The organism is Luedemannella flava (assembly GCF_039528515.1).
Lineage (GTDB): Bacteria > Actinomycetota > Actinomycetes > Mycobacteriales > Micromonosporaceae > Luedemannella > Luedemannella flava.
Map to the genome: position 1 here is coordinate 1 of NZ_BAAALT010000143.1, position 14,816 is coordinate 14,816.

The 14,816-nt window shown below is 69.3% G+C and carries 11 protein-coding genes; 4 read left to right on the forward strand and 7 right to left on the reverse strand.

The annotated features are described in order from the left end of the window. Positions 1–72 precede the first annotated feature (72 nt). The gene (gene mshB, locus ABD211_RS21370; protein WP_425560482.1) at positions 73–933 is read right to left on the reverse strand and encodes an N-acetyl-1-D-myo-inositol-2-amino-2-deoxy-alpha-D-glucopyranoside deacetylase; all 861 of its coding nucleotides are present in this window, start codon (positions 931–933) and stop codon (positions 73–75) included. 128 nt (positions 934–1,061) lie between these two features. Here mshB and ABD211_RS21375 point away from each other — a divergent pair, with 128 nt between their 5' ends. Continuing rightward, complete coding sequence (locus tag ABD211_RS21375) at positions 1,062–3,122, forward strand: prolyl oligopeptidase family serine peptidase (RefSeq protein ID WP_344134719.1); 2,061 nt, start codon at positions 1,062–1,064, stop codon at positions 3,120–3,122. Here the strand turns inward: ABD211_RS21375 and ABD211_RS21380 are convergent. From ABD211_RS21380 to ABD211_RS21405, 6 genes are all read right to left on the reverse strand, one after another. Then, complete coding sequence (locus ABD211_RS21380) at positions 3,119–4,150, reverse strand: ABC transporter ATP-binding protein (RefSeq protein WP_344134722.1); 1,032 nt, start codon at positions 4,148–4,150, stop codon at positions 3,119–3,121. The genes ABD211_RS21375 and ABD211_RS21380 overlap by 4 nt on opposite strands. Further along, positions 4,147–5,211: an ABC transporter ATP-binding protein gene (locus tag ABD211_RS21385; protein WP_344134725.1), complete on the reverse strand. Its 1,065-nt coding sequence runs from the start codon at positions 5,209–5,211 to the stop codon at positions 4,147–4,149. Before ABD211_RS21385 ends, ABD211_RS21380 begins: the two co-directional genes overlap by 4 nt. A 1-nt stretch (position 5,212) precedes the next feature. Beyond that, the gene (locus tag ABD211_RS21390) at positions 5,213–6,205 is read right to left on the reverse strand and encodes an ABC transporter permease (protein ID WP_344134728.1); all 993 of its coding nucleotides are present in this window, start codon (positions 6,203–6,205) and stop codon (positions 5,213–5,215) included. Between the two features lie 95 nt (positions 6,206–6,300). Continuing rightward, on the reverse strand, positions 6,301–8,049 hold the full coding sequence (locus ABD211_RS21395) for an ABC transporter substrate-binding protein (protein WP_344134731.1): 1,749 nt from the start codon (positions 8,047–8,049) through the stop codon (positions 6,301–6,303). Positions 8,050–8,131: 82 nt separating this feature from the next. Further along, positions 8,132–9,193 (reverse strand): ABC transporter permease, encoded by a 1,062-nt coding sequence (locus ABD211_RS21400; protein WP_344134734.1) that lies wholly within the window; start codon positions 9,191–9,193, stop codon positions 8,132–8,134. A gap of 373 nt (positions 9,194–9,566) precedes the next feature. Continuing rightward, on the reverse strand, positions 9,567–10,349 hold the full coding sequence (locus tag ABD211_RS21405; protein WP_344134737.1) for an HAD-IIA family hydrolase: 783 nt from the start codon (positions 10,347–10,349) through the stop codon (positions 9,567–9,569). A gap of 259 nt (positions 10,350–10,608) precedes the next feature. Here ABD211_RS21405 and ABD211_RS21410 point away from each other — a divergent pair, with 259 nt between their 5' ends. The 3 genes from ABD211_RS21410 to ABD211_RS21420 are packed head-to-tail and all read left to right on the forward strand — an operon-like array spanning position 10,609 to position 14,418. After that, positions 10,609–11,421 (forward strand): hypothetical protein, encoded by an 813-nt coding sequence (locus ABD211_RS21410; RefSeq protein WP_344134740.1) that lies wholly within the window; start codon positions 10,609–10,611, stop codon positions 11,419–11,421. Positions 11,422–11,437: 16 nt separating this feature from the next. After that, entirely contained in the window at positions 11,438–13,363 is a 1,926-nt protein-coding gene (locus ABD211_RS21415; RefSeq protein ID WP_344134743.1) for a fumarate reductase/succinate dehydrogenase flavoprotein subunit, read from the forward strand. After that, positions 13,363–14,418 carry a succinate dehydrogenase/fumarate reductase iron-sulfur subunit gene (locus tag ABD211_RS21420; RefSeq protein ID WP_344134746.1) on the forward strand — a complete coding sequence of 352 codons (1,056 nt, stop codon included), beginning with the start codon at positions 13,363–13,365 and terminating at the stop codon, positions 14,416–14,418. The genes ABD211_RS21415 and ABD211_RS21420 overlap by 1 nt, the downstream gene beginning before the upstream one ends. Positions 14,419–14,816 lie beyond the last annotated feature (398 nt).

A 14,816-nucleotide genomic window follows, 5' to 3' on the forward strand; every position in this document is an offset into this window, starting at 1 on the left:
CGCCCGCGCCGCCGCCCGCGCGCCTGGCCGCCGCGGCGCGCTTCGCGGCGCCGCCCCGACGGACGGGCGGCGTCACGCCGCGTCCCCGTCCAGGTCGAGGCCGGCGAACAGGTCGGTCTCCCAGCCGTACTTGCCGGAGCCGGGGCCCTTGCGCCCCACGGCGAGCGTGTAGTGCTCCATGCCGACGAACTCGCCGCCGAAGTTGCCGGCGATCGAGAACAGCCAGGAGGTGGGCGGGATCTGGGTGGCGTGCGCCCGGACGGCGGCGAGCTTGGCATCCGCGTGGTCGGTGCCGTCGATCTCCGCGGCGATCTCGTCGTCGGGCGTGCCGAACGGCAGGTCGTCGACGTGCTCGATCTCCGCGAACGGGTTGTCGGAACTGCCGGCGAAGTGCGCCATGCCGGCCTCCATGACGCTGCGCGGTATCGTGGACCAGTAGATCTTGGCGGGGGCGATGCCCTCGTCGGCGGCCAGCTCGGCGGCGCGCATGGTGACCCGGTGCGCCTGGATGTGGTCGGGGTGGCCGTAGAAGCCGTTGTCGTCGTACGTCACGACGACCTGCGGGCGTACCTCTCGAATGATCTCCAAGAGCTGGCCCGCGGCCGCCTCGAGGTCGGCGCCCCAGAACGCGCGGGGGTGCTTGTTGGTGTCCAGGCCCATCATGCCGGAGTCGCGGTAGCGGCCCGCCCCGCCGAGGAAGCGGTGGTCGGTCACGCCGAGCGCGGCGCACGCGGCGTGCAGCTCGCTGACCCGGTAACCGCCGAGCTGGTCGGCCTCGGCCGCGGCGAGCCCCGCGAGCGACGGGACGTGGATCTCGCCCTCCTCGCCGGCCGTACAGGTGACGAGCGTGACCAGGGCACCGGCGGCCGCGTAGTGCGCCATGGTGGCGCCGGTCGCGATCGTCTCGTCGTCCGGGTGGGCGTGGACGAACATGATGCGTCGAGCGGGTAGGTCGGCGGTCACCCGAGCCACTGTACGCGCGGGCACCCGCCACCAATCGACACGACCGGTGAACGTCGAAATGGTGGCGCACGAGGGGGTTCAGAGACGACGATCTCCACATGGACTTTCCCGAGCTCGCCACCCGTACCCGGACATTCTCCGCAGGTGCCCCGCGGGCCGTGACCGTCTCCGCGGACGGTGACCGGGTCGTGTTCCTGCGCTCGGCGGGCACGCAGGATCCGGTCGACCAGCTCTGGGTGTACGACGTGCCGGCGCGCGCCGAGCGCCTGGTCTTCGACCCGGCCGGTCCCGTCGGCATCGACGGCTACGCGACCGACCCGGCCGGCCGGATCGCCGCGTTCACCGTGGCGGGCCGCCTGTTCACCGCGGACCTGCGCGCCCGGGAGGTGACCGGGCACCCGACCGCCGGCCCCGCCCGCGACCCCCGGCCGGACCCGACGGGCGGGAAGGTCGGCTACCTCACCGACGGCACGCTGCGGATCCGCGACCTCGACGCGGGCGGGGAGGACGTGCTGCTCGCCGGCGAGGCCGGCAGCAACGGCGTGGCCTGGGGCGGCGCGGAGTGGATGGCGACCCGGGAGTTCGGCCGCGACCGCGGCTACTGGTGGTCGCCGGACGGCCGGTACGTGCTGGCCGCCCGCGTCGACACCAGCCGCGTCCCGAAGATCACCATGTTCGACCCGGCGGACCCGCAGGCCCCGGCGCGCGCCCAGAGCCTGCCGCTGGCCGGCGAGGCGAACGCGCAGGTCACCCTGCACCTGCTGGACCTCGACGGCGGCTGGGTGGACGTGCACTGGGACCGCGAGACGTACCCGTACCTGGTGTCCGTCTCGTGGACGGAGGCGGGCGGTCCGCTCATCACGGTGCTGCGCCGCCTGCAGCAGCACGGCCTGGTCCTCGCGATCGACCCGCGTACGGGCGAGACGCAGGTGCACGCCGAGCTTGCCGACCCCCGGTGGGTCTCCCCCGTGCCCGGCACCCCGTGCCACCTGCCGGACGGGCGCGTCCTCATCGGCGGCGAGCTGGCCCACGACGGCTACGACGCGCGCTGCCTGTTCGCCGACGGCACGCTGCTCACCCCGCCCGCGCTCTATGTGCGCCGCGTCTGCGGCCGCATCCCGGCGCTGACCGGCGGCCTGGACCGCCCCGAGTTCGATCTGCTGGTGGAGGCGAGCGACACGGACCCGGCCGAGCAGCACCTGTTCCGGGTGTCCGCGCACGCCGGCTCGGCCGGCATCGACGCGCAGCGGCTGACCACCGCGCCGGGCTGGCACACGGGCGCGGTCGGCGGCGACACGGTCGTGGTCGGCACCCGGTCGCTCGACCACGCGGGCATCCGCTGGGCCGTGTACCTGGCCGGCGACCGGTGCGGCGAGCTCCGCTCGCACGCGGCTGCGCCGCCGACGGCCCCGCGCCCGGCCCTGGAGCGGATCACCGACCGACGCCTGCCGGCGGCCGTCCTCTACCCCCGCGCGCACGTCGCGGGCCGTCGCCTGCCCGTACTGCTGGACGTGGACGGCGCGCCGGGCGGCCAGCAGGTGGTCGCGGACCGGGCCGCGTGGGTGGTCCGGCAGTGGTGGGCCGACGCCGGCTTCGCGGTGGTCGTCGTCGACAACCGGGGTACGCCCGGCGTGGCCCCGTCGTTCGAGAAGGTGGTGCACCGGCGGGTGGCGGACGTCGTGCTCGCCGACCAGGTCGACGGCGTGCAGGCGCTCGCCGAGAAGCACCCCGACCTGGACCTGGACCGGCTCGCGGTGCGCGGCTGGGAGTTCGGCGGCTGGCTGGCCGCACTCGCGGTGCTGCGCCGACCGGACATGTTCGGCTGCGGCGTCGCGGGGACCCCGATCGTGGACTGGCACCTGGCGCCGACCGCGTACGCGGAGCGCTACCTGGGCCTGCCCGCCGACGCGGCGGACGTGTACGCCCACCACGGCCTGCTGGAGTCGGCCGCCGAGCCGCCGGTCCGGCCGGGCGACGCGCGCCCGCTGCTGATCCTGACCGACCTGGCCGACGCGGCGGTGCTGCCCGCGCACGCGCTGCGGCTGTCCGCCGCGTTGCTGCACGCGGGCCGCCCGCACGCGGTGCTGCCGGTGACGGGGGCGCCCCGGCCCATGTCACTGCCGGCGGAGCTGGACTTCGTCCGGCGCCACCTGGCTTAGCGGACCGCGCCGACCTCGGGGAAGTGGCACGCCGAGAGCGAGCCGTTGTCCTTGACGGTGAGCGCCGGCTCCTCCGACGCGCACAGGTCCTGGGCCTTCCAGCAGCGGGTGCGGAACCGGCAGCCGGACGGCGGGTCGATCGGCGTGGGCACGTCGCCCTCAAGCCGGATGCGGCCGGTGGCGGCGCCCAGCTTGGTGACGTCCGGGACGGCCGACAGCAGCGCCCGCGTGTACGGGTGCGACGGCCGCTCGTAGATCTGCTCCCGGGTGCCCACCTCGACGATCTTGCCGAGGTACATGACGGCGATGCGCTCGCAGAAGTGCCGCACCACGGCCAGGTCGTGGGCGATGAACACGAACGACAGGTTCAGCTCGCGCTGCAGGTCGCGCAGCAGGTTGATGACCTGGGCCTGGATCGACACGTCGAGCGCGGAGACCGGCTCGTCGGCGACGATCAGCTTCGGCTTGAGGGCGAGCGCCCGGGCGATGCCGATGCGCTGACGCTGGCCGCCGGAGAACTCGTGCGGGTACCGGTTGTAGTGCTCGGGGTTGAGGCCGACGAGCTCCAGCAGCTCCTGCACCCGCTTCTTCTGGCCGCCCGGCGGCTTGATGCCGTTGACCGCCATCGGCATGGCCACGATGCGGCCCACGGTGTGCCGCGGGTTCAGCGACGAGTACGGGTCCTGGAAGATGATCTGCATGTCCTGACGCAGCGGGCGCAGTGCGCCGCGGCCCAGGTGCGAGATGTCCTTGCCCTCGAACGTGATCTTGCCAGCGGTCGGCTCGAGCAGCCGGACGAGCAGCCGGCCCGTCGTGGTCTTGCCACAGCCGGACTCGCCCACGAGGCCGAGGCTCTCGCCGGGCGCCACGTCGAAGCTGACCCCGTCGACGGCCCGCACGTACTGCTTGTTGCCGAAGGCGCCGCCGCGCACCGGGAAGTGCTTGGTGAGGTTCTCCACCTTCAGCAGCGGCTCACTGGACGCGCGGCGGGTGGAGGTCACCTGCTCCGGAATGATCAGGTCGGTCATCGTGCCACTCCCACCGAGGCGATGTCGTTCTCGTACGTCTCCTTGCGCTGCCGCTCGGGCAGGTGGCAGGCGACCTTGTGGCCCGGCTCGTCGGTGAGGGCCAGCGGCAGCAGCTGCGGCACCTCGGTGTCGCACGGGCCCGGGTCGAGCATCGCGTAACGGCAGCGCGGGTTGAACGCGCAGCCCGGCGGCACGTTGATCAGGCTGGGCGGGTTGCCCTTGATCGGGAGGAGGTCCTCGTCGGCGTTGCCGTGCAGCGACGGCACGCTGGAGAGCAGACCCCAGGCGTACGGGTGCTGCGGGCCGCGCAGGACCTGCTCGGCGGTGCCGAACTCGGCGACCCGGCCGGCGTACATGACCAGCACCTCGTCGGCGATCTGGCTCACCACGCCCAGGTCGTGGGTGATGATGACGATCGCCGAGTTGAACTCGCGCTGGAGGTCCTCCAGCAGGTCGAGGATCTGGGCCTGCACGGTCACGTCGAGGGCCGTGGTGGGCTCGTCCGCGATGACCAGGTCCGGGTCGTTGATCAGCGACATCGCGATCATCGCGCGCTGCCGCATGCCGCCCGAGAACTCGTGCGGGTACTGGTCGAAGCGCTTGTCCGGCTTCGGGATGCCGACCCGGTCGAGCATCTCGATGGCGCGGGTACGGGCCTGTGCCTTGGAGACGTTGTGGTGGACCCGGTAGGCCTCCACGATCTGCCGGCCGACCGTGTAGAAGGGGTGCAGCGCGGACAGCGGGTCCTGGAAGATCATCGACATGTCGCGGCCGCGCTTGCGGCGCACCTGCTCGTCCGAGAGGGACAGCAGGTCCTCGCCGCCGAGCAGGATCCGGCCCTCGACCTTGGTCTTCTTCCGGTTGTGCAGGCCCATGACGGACAGGCTGGTGACGCTCTTGCCGGAGCCGGACTCGCCGACGATGCCGAGCGTGCGGCCCCGCTCCACGGAGAACGAGACCCCGTCGACGGCGCGCACGACGCCGTCCTCGGTCGGGAAGCTCACCCGCAGGTCTTCGACCTTCAGGTACGGGTCGGTCGTTGCGTTGGTCTGCGGTGCCATATCAGCTCAGCCTCACCCGGGGGTCGATAACCGCGTAGAGCATGTCCACGACGACGTTCATCAGGACGATGATGATCGCGGCCAGCAGCACCGTCGCCATGATGATCGGCAGGTTCTGCTGGAAGATGGCGAGAACCGCGGTACGGCCGGCGCCCTGCAGCGTGAACGTGGACTCGGTGATCACCACGCCGCCGAGCTGGGTGCCCAGGTCGAGGCCTGCGATGGTGACGAGCGGGGTGACCGCCGCGCGGAACGCGTGGCGGAAGTACACCCGCCGGATCGGCAGGCCCTTGGCGCGGGCGGTGCGGATGTAGTCCTCGGAGAGGGTCTCCAGCATCTGCGCCCTGGCCAGCCGGGCGTAGACGGCGGAGTTGATCAGGCCGAGGGTGATCCACGGCAGCAGCATGCCCATGGCCCACCTGCCCACGCTCTCAGCCGGACTGACGTACTGCGGGCGTGGTAGGAGCCCGGTCTGCCAGACGAGGAAGTACGTGAGCAGCAGACCAAGGAAGTAGATCTGCATGGACGCGAAGCTCAGCGAGAAGCCCACCGACACCCGGTCGAGCACCGTGCCGCGCCGGATGGCGGAGAGCATGCCCAGGCCGATGCCCACGATGAGGTACACGACGAACGCGCCGGTCACGATGCTCAACGTGACCGGGAAGGCCCGGGCCAGGATCTGCGTGACGGGCTCGCGGGTGCGGAAGGAGACGCCCAGGCACGGGGCCGGGCAGTCGATGGCGGTGTCGCCGGAGCCGATGGTGCGGCCGACGAACACACCGCGCATGTAACTGGCGTACTGGTTGATCGCCGGCTGGTCCATGCCGAGGTCGTGCTCGATGCGGGCGTGCGTCACGGGATCGCACAGCTTGCTGCCGCACATGGTCGACGCCGGGTCGGCGGGGCCAAGGAAGAACAGCGAGAACGTCACCACCGAGATGGCGAACAGGGTGAGCACCGCGAGGAGCACCCGCCGTACAGCGAACCTAAACATCTGGACCTTCCACCGATGCCGGCCGGCCGTTGTCGGCCGGCGAGTTTGCTACGGGCGGCCGGCCGGAGCCGGCCGCCCGTAACGCGGTTCCTACGTCAGGACTTCACGTAGATGCCGGTGATGTTGAACTGCGCCCACAGCGGGCTGGCGAACGTGCCGCCAACCTTGGAGCCGTAGATCGAGAAGAACCGGTCGTAACGCAGCGGGATGACCGGCGCGGCCTTCATGATCTGCTGGTCCAGGTCGCCGTACTGGGCGGCAGCCTGCGAACGGTCGGCCAGGCCACGCAGCTCGAGGAGCTTGGCGTTGATGGCCGCGTCGTTCAGGTAGCCCAGGTTGTTGTTGCCCTTGTCGACGATCTTGGAACCGTCGAAGAGGACGCCGAGGGTGGAGTCACCGTCCGGGAAGTCCTGCGCCCAGCCACCGGCCATGATGTCGCAGTCGGTGGTCTTGTCGCCAACCGTCGTGTAGTACGCGGCCGGGTCGATCGGCGAGGACGAGAAGGTGAAGCCAGCCTTGGTGAGCGAGCCCTGGATGACGGCCATGACCGTCTGGTTGACCGGGGTGTTGGCGAAGCAGAACTTCAGCTTCGGCACGGTCTTGCCCTGCAGCAGCGACTTGGCCTTCTCCACGTCACCGTTGCTGCCGCCGTTGGCGCCCGGGTACTCGTCGAACTTCTTGTAGCCCGGGACAACCGGCGCCAGCGTGGTGCTGGCCGGCTCGGCCACGTCGTAGCCGCCGACGGCCTTGATGTAGGCGTCACGGTCGAAGGCGTAGTTCAGCGCCTGGCGGACCTGCAGGTCGGTCACGCGCTGGGTGTTGATGTAGAGGTAACGCACGAACGGCGTGGCGGCCGAGATGGTCCGCTTCATGACGTCCGCGTTGCCCTTGACCTCAGCGATCTTGGCGGGCACCACGTTGCCGGTCATGATCGACGCGGCGTCGTCGCCCTGGCCGGCGATGACCCGGTTGGTCTCGCTCTCACCGTCGACGGTGAAGTCGAAGTGCACGGTGTCGACGTACGCGTGACGGATCGGGTCCGACTTCGGGTCCCAGTTCGGGTTCTTCTCAAGGTCAAGGTAAGCGTCGCGCTTGTACTCCTTGATCTTGTACGGGCCGGTCGACTGGAACGCCGTCTCGTACTTCTCCTTGGTGAACTTCGCCTCGGAGATCGGCGTGGCCGTCGGGTACGACACCAGGTAGGGCAGCTCGGCGTGCGGCGTGGCGAACGTGAAGACGATCGTCTTGTCGTCCGGCGTGGTCACGCCGGGAACCGCGACGCCCTTGCTGTCGAACGGGCCCTTGTAGGCGCGCTCCGGGTCGAGGGCCGTCTGCAGGTACTGCGGGCCCTGGACGCCGTAGGTCGAGAACGAGACGGCGATGCCGTAGGCAACGTCCTTCGACGTGATCGGCGTGCCGTCCTCGAACTTCACACCCTCACGGAGGGTGTACTTCCAGGTCTTGCCGTTGTCGGTGGTCTCACCGGCGTTGGTCGCCAGGTCGCCGACCAGCTTCAGCGGGCCGCCCTTGCCGTCCTCGATGTAGCCGGTCAGCTGCCGGTGGAAGAGGTTGGCGTACGCGAGGGCGTTCGACACGTAGATCTGCTGGGGGGACAGGTGCTCGAAGTCACCCTCCTGCATGATCGTCAGCTTGCCGCCGGGCGTAGCGCCCTCGACCTCGGGCGCCGGGGTCGGGGTCTCGCCCTTGTAGTCGACAACGATCGCGGACTGAGCCTTCTCGGGCTCATTGCCGGTACCGGTGCCTCCGGTGTTCTTGTCACAGCCGGTGGCCGCAAGGCCAACGACTAGAGCGCTGACAACCAGCGCCCGCACGGGGTGTCGCACAGCGATTCTCCTTCTCCCTTTGTTTCCCGTCCCGACCGGTGTGATGTCCGACCGGTGCGGGATGCCTCTATTTGCGCGGTGCCTACTTGGCCGACTTCGGGTCCAACGCGTCACGCAACGCGTCGCCGAAGAGGTTGAAGGTCAGCACCAGTACCCAGATCGCAAAGCCTGGAATGAACGTGTACATCGGGTCCGCCTGGATCCACGGGACGCTCGCGTTGATCATGCGGCCCCAGTCGGGGGTCGGCTCGATGACGCCGATGTTCAGGAAGGACAGCGCCGCCTCCGCGGTCACCGTGGCCGGCAGGCTCAGCGAGAACGTGACGAGGATCGGGGCCCACAGGTTCGGCAGGATCTGCCGGAACATGATGTGCCAGCCGCTGGCGCCGGCCGCCCGGGCCGCCTCGACGTACTCGCGCTCACGCAGCGAGAGGACCTGACCGCGGACGAGCCGGGCCGTGTAGAGCCAACCAAATACTGAGAAGATCACGATGATCGTGATTATTCGCTTGGTTGGGGAGACGTCGCCGACCTCGTCGCCGATCCAGGTGTTGATCACCGGGATGGCCGCGATCGAGAAGAGGATGAACGGGAACGCCAGCATGAAGTCGATGAACCAGTTGAGGACCGAGTCGATCCAGCCGCCGAAGTAACCCGCCATGACGCCGATGACGGCGCCGATGATGATCGAGATGATCGAGGCGCTGACGGCGATGACCAGCGACGTGCGCGCACCGTAGATGAGGCGGATGAAGATGTCGCGGCCGGTCTGCGGCTCGACGCCCAGGAAGTGCGGGTGGTTGGACGCGTTGTTCGACGTGAAGTCGATGCCACCCAGATAGCCGAGCGGGAGACCCGAGCGGTCCAGAAGGTTGGAGTTGCCGACGTTCGGGCCGTAGCCGTAGAGCCACTCGATGAGCGGAGCGGCGATCGCGACCACGGCGAACAGCAGCACGATGATGCCGCTGACCATGGCGGTGCGGTCGCGCTTCAGCCGGACCCAGGCAAGTTGGTTCGGTGACCGACCGATCAGTTCCTTGGGTCGCTTGGGCGACTCCGCCGAACCTCCCCCGGCCACCGCCAGCTCGACGTCGCCGTCGGCTGACCCGACGAGCCGATCGCCACTCGTGGTGGTCTCGCTCATCCTGTGCAGCTCCCTTCGGACGCCGGCTCGGTACAGCCCACGTCTTACGCAGACGGTATAGGCGTACCGCGTGTTGGGAAACACCCCTGCGCATCGTTCCGATAACAGCTCGATCACGTGCAGAGTGAGCTGCGTAAACGCCGTGTAAACCGAACCACTTACGCCGTTCCAACAAGGTGCCTTACGAGTTACTCAACCACGGCACCTACCTGCTGGTAAGTGGCCGAGCGTCCCGATTCGGTGACAGAAGTCTTCTGGGCAAGGTACGGCGCGTAGGCGCCGGAAACCAGACACAGGCAACGAAAAGAGGGGTTCCCCGCGCATTGATGGGGGGTTTTATCCCCGGTGACCGAATGATCGGATTAGATCGGCCTCAGTCGATGTACGAGATCAGATCCGCGATGGAGGCGACGACCCGGGACGGCCGGTACGGGAACCGGTCCACCTCGTCGGCCTGCGTGACCCCCGTCAGCACAAGGAAGGTCTGCAGGCCCGCCTCGATGCCGCAGAGCACGTCGGTGTCCATCCGGTCACCGATCATGGCGGTCGTCTCCGAGTGCGCCTCTATCTTGTTGAGGCCCTCGCGCATCATCACCGGGTTCGGCTTGCCCACGAAGTAAGGCTCGACGCCGGTCGCTTTGGTCACCAGGGCGGCCACCGACCCGGCCGCGGGCAGCACGCCCTCCAGCGACGGGCCGATCGGGTCGGGGTTCGTGCAGATGAACCGCGCGCCACCCACGATGAGGCGAATCATCTTCGTGATCGCCTCGAAGGAGTAGGTGCGGGTCTCGCCCAGCACCACGTAGTCCGGGTCGGTCTCGGTGAGCGTGTAGCCCGCCTCGTGCAGCGCGGTCGTCAGCCCCACCTCGCCGACGACGTAAGCCGAGCCCTCGGGCCGCTGGTTCGACAGGAACTGGGCCGTGGCCAGCGCGGAGGTCCAGATGGCCGACTCCGGCAGGTCGATGCCGCTGTGCCGCAGCCGGGCGCGCAGGTCGCGCGGGGTGTAGATCGAGTTGTTGGTGAGCACGAGGAAGCGCCGGCCCGAGTCGCGCAGCCGCTTGATGAACTCGTCGGCCCCGGGCACCAGGCTGCCCTCGTGGACCAACACTCCGTCCATATCGGTCAGCCAGGATTCGATCGGCTTACGCTCACTCACGCCGTGATCCTAACCGCCAGGTGAGATGTGTTGTGAGCACATGAACGCGAGTGAAGTTCTGCACACTTTGCGTCCAGTGTGACGTCAAGGCTTTCCCCCACGGCCAACCGCGCGCCACACTCCCCTGCGCAGGTTGCCCGGTTCACCCGGCGTAACGTGTGCCTAAACGTGGTCATGCCGGCCATAGTCGTGCATGGTGAGCAGCCCGGCGACCGCTGGAGAAGCGGCCGCGGCGCCCGCACAGGGAGAAAACTTAAAGATGACGACGACGGCAACGCGCCCTGGGGGGGCCAAGCCGCGCGCGGCGATCAGCGCGCGGACGTTGCGAACGGACCGATGGTGGCTCGCGCCCCTGCTCACGGTCACCGGCCTGACGGCCTGGGTGGCTTACGCCACCGTCCGGGTCTTCATGCAGAAGTGGTACTTCCTGGAGGGTCCCGGCTTCAAGTACCTGACGCCGTTCTACTCCCCGTGCGTCTCCAAGGGTTGCGTGCCCGAGGCGGCGGAGTTCGGCACCTTCCTGCCGGACCACCCGCTCATCCCGTACGCCGCGCTGAGCCTGCCGTTCCTGTTGCTGTTCCGGCTCACCTGCTACTACTACCGCCGGGCGTACTACCGCAGCTTCTGGATGTCGCCGCCGGCGTGCGCGGTCCCCGACGGGCACAAGACGTACTCGGGCGAGACCCGATTCCCGCTCATCTTCCAGAACGCGCACCGGTACGCGTTCTACGCCGCGTTCGTCATCTCCCTCATCAACACCTGGGACGCGGTCGTCTCGTTCGAGGGCACCGAGGGCTTGGGCTTCGGCCTGGGCAACATCGTCCTGTGGGTCAACGTGATCATGCTGTGGGCGTACACGGTGTCCTGCCACTCCTGCCGGCACATCATCGGCGGGCGGCTCAAGCACTTCTCCAAGCACCCGGTGCGCTACCGCATGTGGACGTTCGTCTCCCGGCTCAACGCCAAGCACATGCAGCTCGCCTGGATCACGCTGGCCACGCTGGCGCTTACCGACTTCTACGTGATGGGCGTCTCCGCCGGCTGGTGGAACGACCTGCGGTTCATCAACTGAGGACGCGGCCGACAACATGACACAGCAGATTGAGAAGCACGCCTACGACGTGGTGGTGATCGGCGCCGGCGGCGCCGGCCTGCGCGCGGCCATCGAGGCCCGCCTCGCCGGGCGCAAGGTCGCCATCATCTCCAAGTCCCTGTTCGGCAAGGCCCACACGGTCATGGCCGAGGGCGGCGCGGCCGCCGCGATGGGCAACGTGAACAGCAACGACAACTGGATGGTCCACTTCCGCGACACCATGCGGGGCGGCAAGTTCCTCAACAACTTCCGCATGGCCGAGCTGCACGCCAAGGAGGCGCCGGACCGCATCTGGGAGCTGGAGACGTACGGCGCGCTGTTCGACCGTACGAAGGACGGCAAGATCTCCCAGCGCAACTTCGGCGGCCACGAGTACCCGCGGCTGGCCCACGTCGGCGACCGCACCGGCCTGGAGCTCATCCGCACGCTGCAGCAGAAGATCGTGTCGCTGCAGCAGGAGGACAAAGCCGAGTTCGGCGACTACGACGCGCGCATCCGCGTCTTCGCCGAGTGCACCATCACCGAGCTGATCGTGAACGACGGTCGCATCTCGGGCGCGTTCGGCTACTACCGCGAGTCCGGCGACTTCGTGCTGTTCGAGTCGCCCGCGATCGTGCTGGCCACGGGCGGCGTCGGCAAGTCGTACAAGGTGACCTCCAACTCCTGGGAGTACACCGGCGACGGCCACGCCCTGGCGCTGCGCGCCGGCGCCACGCTCATCAACATGGAGTTCCTGCAGTTCCACCCGACCGGCATGGTCTGGCCCCCGTCGGTGAAGGGCATCCTCGTCACCGAGTCGGTCCGCGGCGACGGCGGCATCCTGAAGAACTCCGAGGGCAAGCGGTTCATGTTCGACTACGTCCCCGACGTCTTCCGCGCGCAGTACGCGGAGACGCCGGAGGAGGCGGACCGCTGGTACACCGACCCGGACAACAACCGGCGTCCCCCGGAGCTGCTCCCCCGCGACGAGGTGGCCCGCGCCATCAACGCCGAGGTCAAGGCCGGTCGCGGCACCCCCGCCGGCGGCGTCTACCTCGACATCGCCTCGCGCCGGTCCGCCGAGTTCATCCACAAGCGCCTGCCGTCGATGCACCACCAGTTCAAGGAGCTGGCCGACGTCGACATCACCAAGGAGCCGATGGAGATCGGCCCGACGTGCCACTACGTCATGGGCGGCATCGAGGTGGACCCGGACAGCGGCGCCGCGGCCGGCACCATCCAGGGCCTGTTCGCCGCCGGCGAGGTCTCCGGCGGCATGCACGGCTCCAACCGGCTCGGTGGCAACTCGCTCTCCGACCTGCTGGTCTTTGGAAAAAGAGCCGGTGAGTACGCCGCGTCCTACAGCGCGTCGTTGGGCGCCGACAAGCCGCGCGTGACGGCGGCTGACATCGACGCGGCCGTCACCACGGCGCTCGCTCCCCTGGAGCGCACCGCCGGCGAGAACCCGTACGAGGTCTGGCACGACCTGCAGACCGTCATGCAGGACCTGGTCGGCATCATCCGGCGCAAGCACGAACTGGAGGAGGCCCAGAAGAAGCTGGTCGACCTCCGCAGCCGCGTCGCCAACGTCCGGGCCACCGGCGGTCGACGCTACAACCCGGGCTGGCACCTCGCGCTGGACCTGCGCAACATGCTCGTCGTGTCCGAGTGCACCGCCAAGGCGGCGCTCGAGCGCGAGGAGTCGCGCGGCGGCCACACGCGCGAGGACTTCCCGAAGATGGTGCCGACCTGGCGCCGGGTCAACCTGGTCTGCTCGCTCGACGGCGACGAGGTGAGGCTGACCCACCAGCCGGTCCCGCGCATGCGCGACGACCTGCTGGCGCTGTTCGAGCGCCCCGAGATGGGCAAGTACCTCACCGACGAAGAGCTGAGCGAGTTCGACGCGGCCAAGTCCGCCGCGACCGGAAAGGCGGAGCAGTAATGGCCGGCCAGACCAAGGGGACCGGCCGCGGGTCGGTCCGCAAGTTCCGCGTGTGGCGCGGCGACGCCAAGGGCGGTTCGCTGGAGAACTTCGAGGTCGAGGTGAACGAGGGCGAGGTGGTGCTCGACATCATCCACCGCCTGCAGGCCACCCAGACCCCCGACCTCGCCGTGCGCTGGAACTGCAAGGCCGGCAAGTGCGGCTCCTGCTCCATGGAGATCAACGGCAAGCCGCGCCTGGGCTGCATGACGCGCATGTCCAGCTTCGAGCCGGACGAGGTCGTGACGGTCACCCCGCTGCGCACCTTCCCGGTCATCCGCGACCTGGTCACGGACGTGTCCTTCAACTACGAGAAGGCGCGCGAGACCCCGGCGTTCGCCCCGCCGCCCGGCGTCGCCCCCGGCGACTACCGGATGCAGCAGCTCGACGTCGAGCGCTCGCAGGAGTTCCGCAAGTGCATCGAGTGCTTCCTCTGCCAGAACACCTGCCACGTCGTGCGTGACCACGAGGAGAACAAGGAGGCCTTCGCCGGCCCCCGGTTCTTCATCCGGGCCGCCGAGCTGGACATGCACCCGCTCGACGCCAGGACCGACCGCAAGGAGTACGCGCAGGCGGAGCAGGGCCTCGGCTTCTGCAACATCACCAAGTGCTGCACCGAGGTCTGCCCCGAGCACATCAAGATCACCGACAACGCGATCATCCCGATGAAGGAGCGCGTCGTCGACCGCCGGTTCGACCCGATCGTCTTCCTGGGCCGCAAGATCTTCCGTCGTCCGGAGGGTCAGGGCACCCCACCGCCCACCGCGTCGCACTCCTCGGGCACGTGGCACCACGTCGAGGAGCCGAAGCCGCTGGCCGCCGCGGTCGGCGAGGACGGCAAGATGCCGATCACGGAGATCACCTTCGACCGGGCCGGCGCCGCCTCCCCGTTCGGCGACGACATCGACTTCCCGGTCGACCCGGGGTCGCTGCGCTACAACCACCCGGAGGGTGTCCCGCAGACCGAAGAGGTTCCGCACCCCGGCACGGGCGCCACCCCCGACGTCGAGGGCTGACCCGAGCACCACGCCCGATCGCCGTTCCGAGCCCGGCAAACCCCGGCGCCCGGAACGGCGATCGCGCTTTGCCCCCATGTGGCGGGCTAGGACCCCTTCACGTCGCCAACTGTGAACACGCGGCGAGGCGCCGAAGGCCGGGGCTCGCCACAAGTGAACATGTGGCGAGGTAAGGGCCGCATGCGCCCGCCACATGTGCGCTTCTGGCGAGCCGCTCGCCCCGCCGCTCAGCACAAGCCGCGAGCGGCGTCAGATGCGCACATGTGGCGACTGAGCGACGCTGACGGCACCGCCCACCGCCGACCGCGCGCCGGGTGATGGGGCCGGGCACGCCGGAGCCGCCAACTGCGCACATCTGGCGAACCCGCCCGACCAGGAGCGACCCCTTGGCGAGGCAC